Below are 14924 nucleotides of genomic sequence, written 5' to 3'. Positions count from 1 at the left end.
ACCCGCCCGGCCCGGCCGCCGGCCCGTGCCCCGGTGAACGGGGCCAGCCCAGGCAGGATCCGGGGCGTCGTGGGTGAAACACGGCAGCGCAGTGGTGGCCAGGTCGAGGTGGCAGCGCACGGCGGCCCGGCCGGCCGCCGCGCGTCCGGGTTCGGCGGCTTTGGCGCGCGGCGGCGGCCGGCGCTGCCAGACTCGGCAGCATGAGCGCAGGCCGATGGCGGGGTCGCATCCTGCCCGCCGCGCCGGGGTCCGGCGTCACCCGCCTGGAGTTGTTCTACGACCTGGTGTTCGTGCTGTCGTTCCTCAACGTCACCGTCCTGCTGGCGGCGAGCCTGAGCGTGCGCACGCTGCTCGCCGGGCTCGTGGTGCTGGCCCTGCTGTGGTGGTGCTGGGTCTCGTTCGCCGCCCTCGGCAACGTGGTCCGCACCGACCAGGGGGTGCTGCCGCTGATCGGTGTGGTGACGGTGGTCGCCCTGTTCGTGCTCAACCTGAGCCTGCCGCAGGCGTTCACCAGCCGTCCCGGTGGGCCACCCGGCCCGCTCGTCTTCGCCGCCTGCTACCTGATCATCCGGGCGGTGCAGGTGCTGGTGGTGCTGACCCGCGCCGACGCCCCGGGCCACGCGGCGCTGCGCTTCGGCCTGCCGCTGCTGGCCAGCGTGACGCTCATCGTGGTCGCCGGGGCGCTGCCGCAACAGCCGGGGGTCGGGCCGACCTGGCTGCGGGTGGCGCTGTGGGCGGCCGCCGTGGTCATCGAGTTCACCGCCGGGGGCCAGGTCCGCAGCGTCGGCCTGGCAGTGGTTTCCGCCGCCCACTGGGCGGAGCGGTACGCGCTGATCCTGCTCATCGCGCTCGGCGAGTCGATCATCTCGCTGGGGCTGGGCCCCAAACCGGCCGTCGGCCTCCCGCTGAGCTGGGCGGTGATCGTGGCGTCGGTGTTCGGCGTCACCACCATCGCGGCGCTGTGGTGGATGTACTTCGACACCCTGGCGCCGGCCCTGGAACAGAAGCTGCACCGCACCCGCGACGTCGACGAACGGGCGACCTTCGCCCGGGACGTCTACGCGTATCTGCATCTGCCGTTGGTCGTCGGGATCATCCTGTTCGCCCTCGGCCTGAAACGCTACCTCGCCGTGATCGCCGACCCGCATGTCGACCCGTGGCGGGTGCGGGCGGTCGGCCTGGACAACCGAGTGCTGTTCGCCGGCGTGATCATCTACATCGTGGGCCTGCTGGCGCTGTGGGTGCGGGCCAGCCACCGGGTACGGCTGCTGCCGACCGTGACGGTGGTGGCGCTGGCCGTCGTGCTGCTGCCCGCGGGCCGCCTGCCGGCGGTCGCCGGCCTGGCAGTGCTCGCCGCGGCCTGCGTCGCGCTGGTGCTGGCCGGGCTGCGCACCAGCGACCCGCTGCGCCGCCACGTCCGGCAGGTCGCGCTGCAGGAGCAGATCGCCACCGAGCAGGAACAGTCCGAGTGGCGCCGCCGCCACCTGTGACGGCGCAACGAAAATCGGGGCGCGGCGCGAGCCGCGCCCCGATGCTCCCAGGCCCTTCCCGGCCGGTGGGGCGAGAATGAGCGGCGCCGACCTTCGGACCGACCGGACGCGGACTGGCTGCCCCCGCCTGGCCGTTGTCTACTGGCCGTGCCTTTCACCCTGCCCGTACACCGGTAACCGCGGCCGGTTCGCGCCGCCCCGCCGACCCCCGCCCGCTGGACCTGGCCGCCGCAACCACTCGGGTCGCTCGGCCAGCGGACGAAGGGACGAAGCGAACAACAGCCGCTTCCCGTGGTAGGACTCAAAGACGGTACGGCGTGCACCCCCGCCGCTGTCAACCCACCCCGGCCTGTCGTGTGTTGCGCCACGGCGTGTCGCGTCGGCGCGTCTCGATCCGTGCCGGGTGGCGGCTCAGTCTCCGCCCAGATGCCGGCGCAGCAGCCGGGCCGCCGCTACCGGGTGGTCGGCGGCGAGGAGCCCACCGGCCGCGAGGACGTAGTCGACGTCGACGACCGCGCGGGCGGCCCGGGGCAGCGGCCACCCGCCGGCGTGGTCGGTGAGCACCGCGGCCAGCACCGCGGCCGCGTCGCCGGCCGGCGCGTGCCGCAGCACCCCACCGGAGCCGACCATCAGCTTCACGTCGCGCAGGTCCCGGCCGGCGCGTTCCCCGGTGGCCGCGCCGCGGGCGTGCCGGCGCAACGCCACCGTCGCGGCGAGCCCGGCGATGCGCCGGTCGACGGCCCGGCCGGTGTCGTCGGCGGGCAGGAACCCGGGATCGGCGGCCCGCACCGCCGCCGCCGCGGCCAACTGCTCCTCCTCCCCGCCGGTGAGCAGACGTTCCTCGGCGGCGGCGCGGACCACACCGGGGGCGCTCCACCGCATGCCCAGGTCCCCCTCCACGGTGCGGGCCCGCCACAGGGTGCCGGCGACCTCCCGGCCCGGCCCGCTGTCCCGCTCGTCGGGGGTGAGCACCGAGTACACGTCGGTGGTGGCGCCGCCGACGTCAACGACGGCCAGATCCCCGCCGAGCGCGTCGGCGAGGACCTCCACCCCGGTCAGCACCGCGTCGGGCGTGGCCGCCCGCACCAGCCGGGCGAACCGGCCACCGCGGGACAGCTTCTTCCCGCCGATCACGTGCCGCAGGAACACCTCCCGGATCGCCGCCCGCGCCGGCGCGGGGGCGAGCACCCCGATGCGGGGCAGCACGTTGTCGGCGACGGTCACCGGCACCTTCGCGGCGGCGAGCAGCGCATGCAGGTCGTCACGGACCTCGACGTTGCCGGCAAGGACCACCGGCACCCGAAAGCGGGCCTTCGCCAGCCGGGTCGCGTTGTGCGTCAACGTCTCCACGTCACCGCCGTCGGTGCCGCCGACGAGCAGCACCACATCGGGACGGGCGGCGCGCAACGCGGTCAGCTCGGCCGCGCCGAGCCGCCCGGCGGCCACGTGCACCACGTTCGCCCCGGCCGACAGCCCCACCCGCCGGCCGGCCTGCGCGGTGACGAGCGGCTCGTAGCCGACGACCGCCAGCCGCAGCCCACCACCGGCCGACGAGCACACGTACCAGGGCAGGTCCCGGACCCCGGCGCGGGCGGTGGCCGCGCCGACGGCGGCGTCCAGGCCGTGCAGCACGTCCGTGCCGACGGTGGTCGGCGCGGACGCCGCCGCGACCAGCCGGCCGTCGTCGAGGTCGACCACCGCGGCCTTGGTGTACGTGGACCCGACGTCGGCGCAGACGGCGGCGTTCACGCCGCCGCGGGGACGACCACGGTGCCGGTCGCGGTGACCGCCACGATCGGCTCGGCGAGGACCTCGGCGGCGGACTCGCTCCTGTCGGGGCGTCCCCGGCACACCACCCGCGCCTCGAAGTCGATGGTGCGGCTGCGGGTGCCCACCCGGGTCACCGTGGCCACCACCTCCAGCACGTCCCCGGCCTTCATCGGCGCCTTGAACTGCACATCGGAGTAGGAGGCGAACAGCCCCTCGTCACCGTCGGTGCGGATGCACACCTCGGTGGCGACGTCCCCGAACAGGCCCAGCGCGTACGCCCCGTCGACAAGGTTCCCGGCGTAGTGGGCGTGCGAGTACGGCACGTACCGCCGATGCGTCACCGTCAGACCGACGCGGGAATCGCTCATGCTCTCGCCTTCTTGTTCGTGATCAGGGCGTGGACCAGATAACTGGCCACCTCGCCGGGGGTGGTGCCGCGGCCGAAGATCCGGTCGACGCCCAGTTCCCCGGTCATCGTCTCGTCGAAGCGGGGCCCGCCGACGATCAGCAGCGGCCGCTTCCCGGCCGGCATCGCCTCCCGGAACGCCGCGGACATCTCCCGCGTGTTGTGCAGATGCGCGTCACGCTGCGTCACCACCTGCGACACCAGCACCGCGTCGGCCTTCTCCCGCCGGGCCGCCTCCACCAGCTCCGGAACGCTGACCTGCGCGCCCAGGTTGCTGACCTTCAACTCCCGGTAGTACTCCAGGCCCTTCTCCCCCGCGATGCCCTTGACGTTGAGGATCGCGTCGATGCCGACGGTGTGCGCGTCCGTGCCGATGCACGCCCCCACCACCGACAGCTTGCGCCGCAACTTCTGCTTCACCACCGCGTTGACCTCCTTGGCCGACAGCAGCGGGAAGTCCCGTTCCACCACCTGCACCTGCGACAGGTCCACCAGATGGTTCACCCGCCCGTACACCACGAAGAAGGTGAACTCGTCGCCCATCTGCTTGGCGTGCACCAGCATCGCCGGGTCGATGCCCATCTTGTTGGCCAGCTGCACCGCCGCGCCCTCGGCCCGCTTGTCGTGCGGCACCGGCAGCGTGAACGACACCTGCACCATGCCGTCGCCGGTGGTGTCCCCGTACGGTCGGACGATCTTCTTTTCCGCCGGGGCCGTCACGGACGGTCTCCTTCCAGGATCTCGGTGGCCGGGTTGTAGTAGTCGGCCTCGTGCTTCGCGACCCCGTCGAGGCCCTTGCCGCGGTCCGCGGGCCGCTTCATGATCCCGAACGTGCCCTCGGCGATCGCCGTGAGCAGCGACTGGTCGCCGATGCGGTCGAGCAGGTCGACGGCCTCACCGAGAACCCGGTGGGCACGCTGCTGGATGAACCCGCCCGGCGCGGGCACGAAGTCCTCGTGCAGCCCACCGGCGGCACCCAGCACATACCGCACGTTCTGCAGGGCGATGTCCCGGTCGGACAGCCACGGCGTCACCACCGCCTCGGTCATCATGCCGACCAGCAGGATCCCCTGCCCGGTCATGGCGCCGACCAGGTTGAAGAACCCGTCGAGCAGGTTGCCGCGGAACACGTCCCCGGTCATGTGCTTCGTCGGCGGCATCCACTTCAACGGCGCGTCCGGGAACAACTCCCGGGCCAGCAGCGCGTGCGCCAACTCCAGCCGGAACGACTCCGGCAGATCCGGGTTGATCTCGAACGCGTGCCCCAGCCCCAACTGCCAGTCGGCCAACCCCGCCTCGTGCGCGAAATACTCGTTGAGCAGCTGCGACACCGTCACCGTGTGCGCCTCGTCGACCGCGTCGGCGGTGGTCAGGTAGTTGTCCTCACCGGTGTTGATGATGATCCCGGCGCGGGCGTGCACCTGCCGCGAGAACCGCTGGTCGACGAACGTGCGGATCGGGTTGATGTCGCGGAACAGGATCCCGTACATCGAGTCGTTGAGCATCATGTCCAGCCGCTCCAGACCGGCGAGGGTCGCCATCTCCGGCATGCACAGGCCCGACGCGTAGTTCGTCAACCGCACATACCGGCCCAGCTCCTTCGACGACTCGTCCAGGGCGGCCCGCATCAGCCGGAAGTTCTCCTGCGTGGCGTACGTGCCCGCGAACCCCTCCCGGGTCGCCCCCTCGGGCACGTAGTCCAGCAGCGACTGCCCCGTCGAACGGATCACCGCGATGATGTCCGCCCCCGCCCGCGCGGCGGCCTGCGCCTGCGGGATGTCCTCGTAGATGTCGCCCGTCGCCACGATCAGATAGATCCACGGCCGCTGCTTCGGATCCCCGTACCGCCGCACCAGCCGGTCCCGCTCCGCGCGGCGCCGGTCGATGCTCCGGATGCCCGCCGCGACCGCCTTGCGGGCGGCCCTGCGGGCCGCAGTGGCCGCCCGGCCGGTGGGCTGGGTGAACCGCACCGACCCCGCCGCGGCCTTCTGCGCCAGCAACGTCACGTCGGTCATCTGCTCCCGCGCCAGGGCGTCGAACACCGGCACGGCCACCCCGTGCCCCAGCCCCACATCAGCCACGACCGCGTCGACGAGCCGGTTCACCCACGGGATCCCGTCCGGGTCCGCGCCGGTCACCCCGGCCAGCCGCAGCACCGCCCGCTCCACCGACACGGTGGTGTGGCTACGCGCCAACTCCACCACCGGCTGCCCGGCGCGGCGCGCCAACTCCCGCGCCCGCGCCACCAGCGCCGGATCCAGCTCAAGCTTGCCGCTCACGCCGCCACTCCGCTTCGCTCCGCGACGGCGGCGCGACACGCCCCCGTCCCGATGCTTCCCTCGCTCACGCAGACCCTTCCTCATAGATCAGGTCACCGCGCAGCACCGTGGCCCGGCACACCGGCAGCGGCGTCGGATCGTCCGCGCCGCGCAGCTCCGGATCCTCGGCCTGCAACACCGGCAGACCCCTGTCCACCCCGGCCGGGGAGGACCACACCGCGAACGTCGCCGGCGCGCCCAGCGCCAGGACACCCTCGTTGTCCAGATGCACCGCCCGCCACCCGCCACGGGTGTGCGCGGCGAACGCCGCCCGCACACTCATCCGCTGCACCGGGTTGTGGTGCGCCGCCGCCGCCCGCACCGACCCCCACGGGTCCAGCGGCGTCACCGGCGAATCCGACCCGAACGCCAACGTCACCCCGACCGCGTGCATCGCCCCCATCGGGTTGGACTCCAACGACCGCGACAACCCCAGCCGCGACTCGTACATGCGGCCGGCGCCGCCCCACAGCCGGTCGAACGCCGGCTGCATCGACGCGACGATCCCGTACTCCACGAACCCGGCGATCAACCGCTTGTTCATGATCTCCGCGTGCTCCACCCGGTGCCGGGCCAGCCGCAGCCGATCCACCCCCAACTTCTCCGCCGCCTGCGCGAACCCGTCGAGGACCGTGGAGATCGCCGCGTCGCCGATCGCGTGGAAACCACCCTGCAGCCCGTGCGCCGCGCAGTCCAACAGGTGCTCCCGCACCTGCTCGGCGCTCACATACCCGTGCCCGCACCCGCCCGGCTCCCCGTCCAGGTACGCCTGCGACACGTGCGCCGTCCGCGACCCCAGCGCCCCGTCGGCGAACAGGTCACCACCGGCCCCGACCGCACCCAACTCCCGCGCCCGCGCCGCACCCAGCAGCTCACCCCAGTACCCGTACACCTCGGGCAGCCCCGCGCCGGAGATGCCCAGCAGCCCGGTGAAGTCCTCCTCGTCGGAGATCTCCGGGCCGCCGCACTCGTGCACCGCGGCGATGCCCAGCGACGCGGCGTGCGCCAACGCGGCCCGCTGCGCGGCGACCCGCTGCGGCCGGGTCACCGACGCGAACGCCGCCGCCCGCACCACGTGATGCGCGTCACGCCGCAACCAGCCCGACGGGTCGTACCCGGCGGCGGCCACCACGTCCGGGCAGGCCGCCAGCAACGCCCGCGACACCAGCGCCGAATGGATCGACGCCTGCGACAGATACACCCGCCGCCCCCCGGCCGCCCGGTCCAGCGCCGCCGCGTCCGGCAACGCCCGCTGCGCCCAGGACGACTCGTCCCAGCCGTGCCCCAGCACCACCGCGTCACCCGGCAGGCCCGTCGCGAACCCCGCCACCGCGTCCAGCAGCTCACCCGCCGACCGCACCCCGGACAGGTCCAGGCCCGACAGGGCCAACCCGGTGTCGGTGGCGTGCACGTGGGCGTCCACGAACGCCGGGGTCACCAGCGCACCGGCCAGATCCACCACCCGGTCGGCAGCCGGCGCGTCCGCGTCCGCCCCCAACCAGGCGATCCGGCCGTCCCGCACCAGCAGGGCGGTCGCGCTCGGATCGGCCGGACAGTGCAGCACGCCGCCGCGGTACAACGTCGAGGGGTTCGTCATGGTGTCAGTCTGCCGCCAACCGCGCCTCGAACAGACGACGCACCCCCGGCTCGGCGCGCAGCAGCTCCAACGCCAACTCCGCGTGCCCCGGCACGTACCCGTTGCCGACCAGCATCGTCACGTCCGCCGCCAGGCCCTCCGCACCCAACGCCGCCGCCGCGAAGCTCGTCGCCATCGAGAAGAAGATCACCGTGCCGCCGTCCTCGGTGGCCAGCACCGCCCCGTGCTCACAACCAGGCACGTCCACGCACACCACGGTCACGTCCGCCGGCGCACCCAACGCGGTGGTCACCGCCGTGGACAACCCCACCGGGTCCCGCGCGTCGGCCAACGCGACCACGTCGGCCAGCCCGGCCGCCGTCAGCGCGTCCCGCTCCGCCACCACCGGCACCACCCCGACCGTCCGCCCGGCACCCGCCCGCCGCGCCGCAGCAAGGGACAGCGACCCGCTCTTGCCGGCACCGCCGATCACCGCCACCCGCACCGGCCGGGCGTCACCGGCCCGCCGCCGGCGCTGCACCTGCTCGTCGACCACCCGCGCGGTCAACGCCGGCGCCCCGCACACGTCCAGCACCGCCAGCGACAGCTCCGGGTGCAGGTCCGCCGGCAGCACCGCCGCGATCGACCGGGCGAACAGGATCGCGTACCCGTCGCACGGCACCTGCTCGCTGCGCCCGTCCCAGCGGGCCAGCCCGTCCAGGATCGTCAGCGGCGTCAGCGTCAACGACACCAGCGTGGCCACCCGGTCACCCGGCGTGAGCCCCAGCGGGGACCGCCGGCCCACCTCCTCGACCGTGCCGATCAGCATGCCGCCCGACCCGGTGACCGAATTCTGCATCTTCCCCCGGGTCGAGATGATCTCCAGCACCTCGGCGCGGACCTTCTCCCCGTCACCGCCGTGCTTCTCCGACAGCTGCCGGAAGCTCGCCGCGTCGAGGTTCAGCCGCTCCACCCGGATCCGCACCTCGTTCGAAGCGATCCGCGGATCGGCGTCCAGCCGCCAGGCCGCCTGCGGCAGCACCCCCGCGGGTTCCACGACACGGTGCAGTCCCACCGGTGACATCACGCCGACCCTCCTCCGTCCAGCCGCTCGAAGCCCCTGGCCAGGACTCGCGTCGCGGGAAAACTTCCGGCAGACTAATTTCTTCACCGGATATTTTCCAGTAGCCTTCGTGACCGTTGATCCACCCGCACCGACCAGCAGGAGGGGCCGTGACCCAGACCCAACCGGTGGAGACCATCCCAGCGCCCCACCCCGCACCGGCCGCGGTCCCCACCGCCGGACAGCCCTACGAATACCGCCGCCGCCCACTCGTCGAACCCGACTGGACCCGCTTCCCCGGCTGGCGCCACGTCACCCGCGAACAGTGGGAGAACGCCCAGTGGCAGCGCGTCAACTGCGTCAAGAACATCAAGCAGCTGCGCACCGTCCTCGGTGACCTCGTCGACGAGACCTTCTACGCCGACCTCGAGGCCGACCAGAAGGCCCTGGCCACCATGTCCATGCTGGTGCCCCCACAAATGCTCAACACCATGGTGCCGTTCGCGCCCATGACCACCGAGGCCTTCCTCGCCGACCCGATCCGCCGCTACATGATCCCCGTCGCCTCCGACCGGCGCACCGACTGGCCCTCCCACCCCTACGCCAGCCGCGACAGCCTCCACGAGCACGACATGTGGGTCGCCGAAGGCCTCACCCACCGCTACCCCACCAAGGTCCTCGCCGAACTGCTCTCCACCTGCCCGCAGTACTGCGGCCACTGCACCCGGATGGACCTCGTCGGCAACTCCACCCCCGCCGTCGACAAACTCAAACTCACCCTCAAGCCCGTCGACCGCTACGACGCCCACATCGCCTACCTCAAGGCCCACCCCGGCGTCCGCGACGTCGTCGTCTCCGGCGGCGACGTAGCCAACGTGCCGTGGAAGAACCTCGAGTCATACCTGATGCGGCTGCTCGAGATCGAAACCATCCGCGACATCCGGCTCGCCACCAAGGCCCTCATGGGCCTCCCCCAGCACTGGCTGCAGCCCGACGTCGTCGAAGGCCTGGAGCGAGTCGGCCGCACCGCCGCCCGCCGCGGCGTCAACCTCGCCATCCACACCCACGTCAACCACGCCCAGTCGCTCACCCCGTTGGTCGCCAAGGCCGCCCAGACCGCCCTCGACGTCGGCGTCCGCGACGTCCGCAACCAGGGCGTGCTCATGCGCGGCGTCAACGCCACCACTCCCGACCTGCTCGACCTCTGCTTCGCCCTGCAGGGCGAGGCCGGCATCCTGCCGTACTACTTCTACATGTGCGACATGATCCCCAACGCCGAGCACTGGCGGGTCCCCGTCTGGCACGCCCAGCAACTCCAGCACGACATCATGGGCTACCTGCCCGGCTACGCCACCCCGCGCATCGTCTGCGACGTCCCCTTCGTCGGCAAGCGCTGGGTCCACATGCTCACCGAGTACGACCGCGACCGCGGCATCTCCTACTGGACCAAGAACTACCGCACCTCGATCGAGTCCGCCGACCTCGAAGCGCTCAACAAGCGCTACGCCTACTACGACCCGATCGACACCCTGCCCGAAACCGGCCAGGCCTGGTGGGCAGCCCACCGCAACGACTGACCTACGCACCACCCGTCGCCCGGCACCCGCACCACGGGTTGCCGGGCGACTCCGTTCCCGCCGGCTGGATCAGCCGCCCCGCGGCGCGTACATGATCACCGCCACCCCGAGCAGGCAGATCGCCGCGCCCACCACGTCCCACCGGTCCGGGCGGAACCCGTCCACCAGCACACCCCACGCCAGCGACCCCGCCACGAACACACCCCCGTACGCGGCCAGGATCCGACCGAAATGCGGGTCCGGCTGGAACGTCGCCACGAACCCGTACACGCCCAGCGCCAGCACCCCGCCCGCCACCCACCACAGCCCCCGATGCTCCCGCCAGCCCTGCCACACCAGCCACGCCCCACCGATCTCGGCCAGGGCAGCCAACACGAACAGCACCAGGGAACGCGCAACCGTCACGCCGCGACGGTAACCCGGCCACCCGGTTGGCCGGCCGCCCGCCCACCACACACCGGTGCCCCCGGCACGACGTACACGCCAGGGGCACCACCAGGCCGGGGTCAACTCGTGAAGGAGCGACCACTCACGTCCTGCTCGCTCTCCTGGACACGCTCGCCGGGCCGTCCACCGCGGGCCTCCTCCTGCCGCCCCACCTGCTCCGCCCGCGACCGCTCCTGCCGGGTCATGTCACCCATCCGAGCCCGGGCCGCACCGGCCACCCGCTCGACCCTGTCCTTGGCCTTCTCGGTGCTCATGTCGCCTCCTGCGTCGTTCCCACAGACCGGGGGCCTTCGCCCCTCTCTACCCGCGTCCCCGTCCCTCCGCCCGGAAAACCTCCGCCGGCTCCGGACGAGGCACCGCGAACGGAACCGGACAACCCGGGCCAGGGCAGCGCATCCCGCCCAGGACCAGCCCGTACCCGGGTACCCGATGCGAGCCCAGGACGACGGGACGGGTCAGCACGACGACCTGGCCCGCACCGGCACGCGGCGGCGGGCCCCCGGAGACCGGGAGCCCGCCGCCGTGCGGGTCACTTCTCGAAGTTCTTCACGTTGCGGCCGGCCTCCTTCTGCCGGTCCCGCGCCGTGCGCTGCTCGCTGGCGCCCTGCGCCCGCAACCGCTCGTTGTCGGTGGCGTCGCCGATCCGCTCCTTGGCGAGGCCGCTCATCTCCTGGGCCTTGTTCTTGGCCTTGTCGGTGAAGCTCATGGCACTCCCCTTCGCTGGCAACGGTGTCCGGGCCGTTCGGCCCGCTCCCTGACCGCGTCCCCGTGGTCGTTGAGCTGAAACGCCGTCGTTGAACGTGGCGATGGGCACCACCCGCAGGGCGTCCTAGGACACTAGGTGAACACGAAGCCACGGTGGCTGGTTAACTGGACGAATGGGAGAGATCCTGCTGATCCGGCACGGAGAGACCACCTGGAGCGCCAGCCACCGGCACACCTCGTACACCGATCTGGAGCTGACCCCTGACGGTGAGCGGCAGGCCCGCGCGCTCGGCGTGATGGTCGCCGGCCGCCGCTTCGCCCGCGTCCTGTCCAGTCCCCGGCAGCGCGCCACCCGCACCGCGCACCTCGCCGGCCTCGACGCCGACGCCACCGACCCCGACCTGGCCGAATGGAACTACGGCGAGTACGAGGGACGCACCACCGCGGACATCCACGAGGAGAGCCCGCAGTGGAACCTCTGGACCGACGGCGCTCCCGGCGGCGAGTCGCCGGCCCAGGTCGGCGAACGCGCGGACCGGGTGCTGGCCGGGATCGCTCCCCTGCTCGACCGGGGCAGCGTCGCCCTGGTCGGCCACGCGCACAGCCTGCGGGTGATCGGCGCCCGCTGGATCGGCCTGCCCCCGTCCGCCGGTGGGCTGCTCCGGCTGGACACCGCCACCGTCTCCGTGCTCGGTCACGAGCACGGACGGCAGGTCATCCTGCGTTGGAACCAGCCGGCTCCGCCGCCGCCCGGGAACGACCCCGACCAGGCAGCTCGGCATTGATCTTCGGCGGGCGGTTCTCGTAGGGCGTGGAGAGGACCACGGTGGTGCGCGTGGTGACGTTGGCCGCGGTACGGATCTCCTGCAGCACCCGCTCCAGGTCCGCCGGCCCGGCCACCCGCACCAACAGCAGGTAGAAGTCCTCCCCCGCCACCGAGTAACACGAGTCGATCTCGGGCAGGTGGGCCAGCCGCTCCGGCGCGTCGTCGGGCTGCGACGGGTCGAACGGCCGGATCGCCACGAACGCGGTCAACGGCAGGTCCAACGCCTCGAACGAGACCCGCGCGGCGTACCCCTTGATGACGCCGCGCTGCTCCAGCCGGCGGACCCGCTGGTGCACAGCGGACACCGACAGCCCCACTTTCTCGGCGAGGTCGGTGTACGACAGCCGACCGTCCCCGGTCAGCGCGGCGACGATGGCCCGGTCGATCTCCTCCACGCGGTGCAACCTACCGGAGAGAACGCTCCCCTGCCGCATCCGGCCCGCCGGGCGTCACGCTCGGTGGGCCGGATGGTCGCCCTCCGCGCCCGTCAGCCCTTCGCGAGGGACCGGGAGATGACCAGCCGCTGGATCTGGTTGGTGCCCTCGACGATCTGGAGCACCTTCGCCTCCCGCATGTACCGCTCGACCGGATGGTCGGCGACGTAGCCGGCGCCGCCCAGCACCTGCACCGCGTCGGTGGTCACCCGCATCGCCACGTCGGTCGCGAACAGCTTCGCCTTCGCCGCCTCGATCGAGTACGGCCGACCGGCGTCGCGCAGCCGCGCCGCGGCCAGCGTGAGCGCGCGGGCCGCCGAGATCCGGGTGGCGGCGTCGGCGAGGATGAAGCCCAGTCCCTGGAACTCGATGATCGAACGGCCGAACTGCTGTCGCTCCTGCGCGTAGCCGACCGCGTAGTCCAGGGCGGCCTGGGCCAGACCGACCGCGCAGGCGGCGATGCCGAGCCGGCCGGAGTCCAGCGCGGACATGGCGATGGTGAAGCCCCGCCCCTCGCCGCCGACCAGCCGCTCCGCCGGCACCCGGGCCTCGTCGAACGCGATCTGGGCGACCGGGGAGGCGTACAGTCCCATGGTCCGCTCGGCGGCCTGCGGGTGGATCCCCGGGGTGTTCCGGTCGGCCAGCAGGCAGGAGATGCCCTTCGGGCCGGGACCGCCGGTGCGGCAGAAGATGTTGTAGAAGTCGGCGACCCGGGCGTGGGTGATCCACGCCTTGGTGCCGGAGACCACATAGTCGTCGCCGTCGCGGACCGCCTTGGTGGTCAGGGCCGCCGCGTCCGAGCCGCCCTGCGGCTCCGACAGGCAGTAGGCCCCGAGCAGCTCCCCGCCGATCATGTCGGGCAGTAGCTTGCGCTGCTCGTCGGTGCCGAACTGGGCGAGCGGGTAGCAGGACAGGGTGTGCACGCTGACCGCCTCGGCGACCGCGAGCCAGCGGCTGGCCAGGATCTCCAGCACCTGCAGGTAGACCTCGTACGGCTGGGCGGCGCCGCCGTGCTCCTCGGCGTACGGCAGGCCGAGCAGCCCGGCCCGGCCCAGGGTGCGCAGCACCTCGCGGGGGAACTCGGCGCGCTCCTCGAAGCCGGCGGCCTTCGGGGTGAGCTCCCGATCGGCGAGTTCGGTGGCGAGGTCCAGCAGGTCGTGGGCCTCGTCGGTGGGGAGGATCCGGTCGACAGTCATAGCGCGATGAGCTCCGTGGGGGTGGTGTTGAGCCGTTGCCCGCCGTCCGTCGTGCAGACGACGATGTCCTCGATCCGGGCGCCGTGCCGCCCGGCGAGGTAGATACCGGGTTCGACCGAGAACGCCATGCCGGCCTCCAGCGGTCGCGGGTTGCCGGCCACGACGTACGGTTCCTCGTGGGTGTCCAGGCCGATGCCGTGACCGGTGCGGTGCAGGAAGGCGTCGCCGTAGCCGGCGGTGCTGATCACGTCCCGGGCCGCCGCGTCGACCGCCTCGGCGGTCACCCCCGGCCGCACCGCCGCCACCGCCGCCCGCTGGGCCGCGTGCAGCACCGCGTAGTAGTCGGTGAACTCGGCCGGGGCGGGACCGCCGGCGACGTACGTGCGGGTGCAGTCGGAGCGGTAGCCCGACGGCATGGTGCCGCCGATGTCGACCACGACGGGCTCCCCGGCCCGGATCGGCCGGTCGGACGTGCCGTGGTGCGGGCTGGCGCCGTTCGGCCCGGCGGCGACGATGACGAAGTCCACGGTGACGTGGCCGGCCGCGCGGATCGCCGCGGCGATGTCGGCGGCCACCTCGGCCTCGGTCCGGCCGGGGCGCAGCCACTCCCCCATCCGCCGGTGCACCGCGTCGATCGCGGCGCCCGCCTCGGCGAGGGCCGCCACCTCGGCGGGCGACTTGCGGATCCGCAACTCGCGCAGCACCTCGGACGCGAGGCGCTGGGCGGCGTCGGGCAGCGCGGCGCGCAGCGCGAGCACCTGCTCGGCCCACATCCGGTCGGCCAGCCCCACCGTCGCCACCGGGCCGGGCAGCGCCGCCCGGAGCAGGGGGTACGGGTCGGTGCCGTCGGCGTGGTCGACGATCCGCACGCCGGTGGCCGGGGCGGGGGACGCCTCGGCGGCCGGGCGCTCCAGGACCGGCACGATCAGGGTGGGCTCGCCCGCGGCCGGGAGCACCAGACAGGTCAGCCGCTCCCCCTCGTGCGCGTCGTAGCCGGTCAGGTAACGCAGGTCGGAGCCGGGCGTGAGCAGCAGCGCGTCCAGGCCCGCCGCAGCGGTGGCGCGCTGGGCGGCGGCCAGCCGCGCGGCCGGATACAGTTCGTCGATCCCCACCCTG

The 14924-nt window shown here is 73.1% G+C and carries 15 protein-coding genes; 3 read left to right on the top strand and 12 right to left on the bottom strand.

Features of this window, described 5'->3' with window-relative positions; all coding sequences use genetic code 11:
• Positions 1 to 200: 200 nt before the first annotated feature.
• Complete coding sequence (locus ACGF4F_RS20260; RefSeq protein WP_357438864.1) at positions 201 to 1490, top strand: low temperature requirement protein A; 1290 nt, start codon at positions 201 to 203, stop codon at positions 1488 to 1490.
• Between the two features lie 411 nt (positions 1491 to 1901).
• Here ACGF4F_RS20260 and ACGF4F_RS20255 read toward each other — a convergent pair whose 3' ends face one another.
• The 6 genes from ACGF4F_RS20255 to ACGF4F_RS20230 all read right to left on the bottom strand — a co-directional run bounded on the left by ACGF4F_RS20255 (position 1902) and on the right by ACGF4F_RS20230 (position 8644).
• Entirely contained in the window at positions 1902 to 3239 is a 1338-nt protein-coding gene (locus ACGF4F_RS20255; protein WP_357438867.1) for a glutamate mutase L, read from the bottom strand.
• Positions 3236 to 3628, bottom strand: coding sequence for a hotdog domain-containing protein (locus ACGF4F_RS20250; RefSeq protein WP_357438869.1), 393 nt, complete (start codon positions 3626 to 3628; stop codon positions 3236 to 3238). Before ACGF4F_RS20250 ends, ACGF4F_RS20255 begins: the two co-directional genes overlap by 4 nt.
• Positions 3625 to 4386, bottom strand: a complete 762-nt coding sequence (locus ACGF4F_RS20245) for an OAM dimerization domain-containing protein (RefSeq protein ID WP_357438871.1) — start codon at positions 4384 to 4386, stop codon at positions 3625 to 3627. Before ACGF4F_RS20245 ends, ACGF4F_RS20250 begins: the two co-directional genes overlap by 4 nt.
• Positions 4383 to 5945 carry a lysine 5,6-aminomutase subunit alpha gene (locus ACGF4F_RS20240; RefSeq protein WP_393079105.1) on the bottom strand — a complete coding sequence of 521 codons (1563 nt, stop codon included), beginning with the start codon at positions 5943 to 5945 and terminating at the stop codon, positions 4383 to 4385. Before ACGF4F_RS20240 ends, ACGF4F_RS20245 begins: the two co-directional genes overlap by 4 nt.
• 64 nt (positions 5946 to 6009) lie before the next feature.
• Positions 6010 to 7581 carry an amidohydrolase gene (locus tag ACGF4F_RS20235; RefSeq protein ID WP_393079103.1) on the bottom strand — a complete coding sequence of 524 codons (1572 nt, stop codon included), beginning with the start codon at positions 7579 to 7581 and terminating at the stop codon, positions 6010 to 6012.
• A 4-nt stretch (positions 7582 to 7585) separates the two neighbouring features.
• Entirely contained in the window at positions 7586 to 8644 is a 1059-nt protein-coding gene (locus ACGF4F_RS20230) for a zinc-binding alcohol dehydrogenase (RefSeq protein WP_393079335.1), read from the bottom strand.
• A gap of 149 nt (positions 8645 to 8793) precedes the next feature.
• On the opposite strand from ACGF4F_RS20230, the gene ACGF4F_RS20225 reads away from it, so the two are divergent.
• On the top strand, positions 8794 to 10200 hold the full coding sequence (locus ACGF4F_RS20225) for a lysine 2,3-aminomutase (protein WP_357438879.1): 1407 nt from the start codon (positions 8794 to 8796) through the stop codon (positions 10198 to 10200).
• Positions 10201 to 10269: 69 nt separating this feature from the next.
• Here ACGF4F_RS20225 and ACGF4F_RS20220 read toward each other — a convergent pair whose 3' ends face one another.
• From ACGF4F_RS20220 to ACGF4F_RS20210, 3 genes are all read right to left on the bottom strand, one after another.
• Entirely contained in the window at positions 10270 to 10605 is a 336-nt protein-coding gene (locus tag ACGF4F_RS20220) for a YnfA family protein (RefSeq protein WP_073835117.1), read from the bottom strand.
• A 101-nt stretch (positions 10606 to 10706) separates the two neighbouring features.
• Positions 10707 to 10901: a hypothetical protein gene (locus ACGF4F_RS20215; protein ID WP_073835118.1), complete on the bottom strand. Its 195-nt coding sequence runs from the start codon at positions 10899 to 10901 to the stop codon at positions 10707 to 10709.
• A 275-nt stretch (positions 10902 to 11176) separates the two neighbouring features.
• Positions 11177 to 11353: a CsbD family protein gene (locus ACGF4F_RS20210; protein ID WP_357438883.1), complete on the bottom strand. Its 177-nt coding sequence runs from the start codon at positions 11351 to 11353 to the stop codon at positions 11177 to 11179.
• 172 nt (positions 11354 to 11525) lie between these two features.
• On the opposite strand from ACGF4F_RS20210, the gene ACGF4F_RS20205 reads away from it, so the two are divergent.
• Positions 11526 to 12137 (top strand): histidine phosphatase family protein, encoded by a 612-nt coding sequence (locus ACGF4F_RS20205; RefSeq protein WP_357438886.1) that lies wholly within the window; start codon positions 11526 to 11528, stop codon positions 12135 to 12137.
• On the opposite strand, the gene ACGF4F_RS20200 is transcribed toward ACGF4F_RS20205, so the two are convergent.
• From ACGF4F_RS20200 to ACGF4F_RS20190, 3 genes are all read right to left on the bottom strand, one after another.
• The gene (locus ACGF4F_RS20200; protein ID WP_357438888.1) at positions 12067 to 12573 is read right to left on the bottom strand and encodes an Lrp/AsnC family transcriptional regulator; all 507 of its coding nucleotides are present in this window, start codon (positions 12571 to 12573) and stop codon (positions 12067 to 12069) included. The genes ACGF4F_RS20205 and ACGF4F_RS20200 overlap by 71 nt on opposite strands.
• Before the next feature lie 92 nt (positions 12574 to 12665).
• Entirely contained in the window at positions 12666 to 13808 is a 1143-nt protein-coding gene (locus ACGF4F_RS20195; protein WP_393079097.1) for an acyl-CoA dehydrogenase family protein, read from the bottom strand.
• Positions 13805 to 14920 carry a M24 family metallopeptidase gene (locus ACGF4F_RS20190; RefSeq protein WP_393079094.1) on the bottom strand — a complete coding sequence of 372 codons (1116 nt, stop codon included), beginning with the start codon at positions 14918 to 14920 and terminating at the stop codon, positions 13805 to 13807. The genes ACGF4F_RS20195 and ACGF4F_RS20190 overlap by 4 nt, the downstream gene beginning before the upstream one ends.
• Positions 14921 to 14924: the final 4 nt, after the last annotated feature.

Source organism: Micromonospora sp. NPDC047740 (assembly GCF_043204735.1).
In the GTDB taxonomy this organism is placed as follows: Bacteria; Actinomycetota; Actinomycetes; order Mycobacteriales; family Micromonosporaceae; genus Micromonospora.
This window is presented reverse-complemented; position numbering and strand designations above follow the sequence as displayed.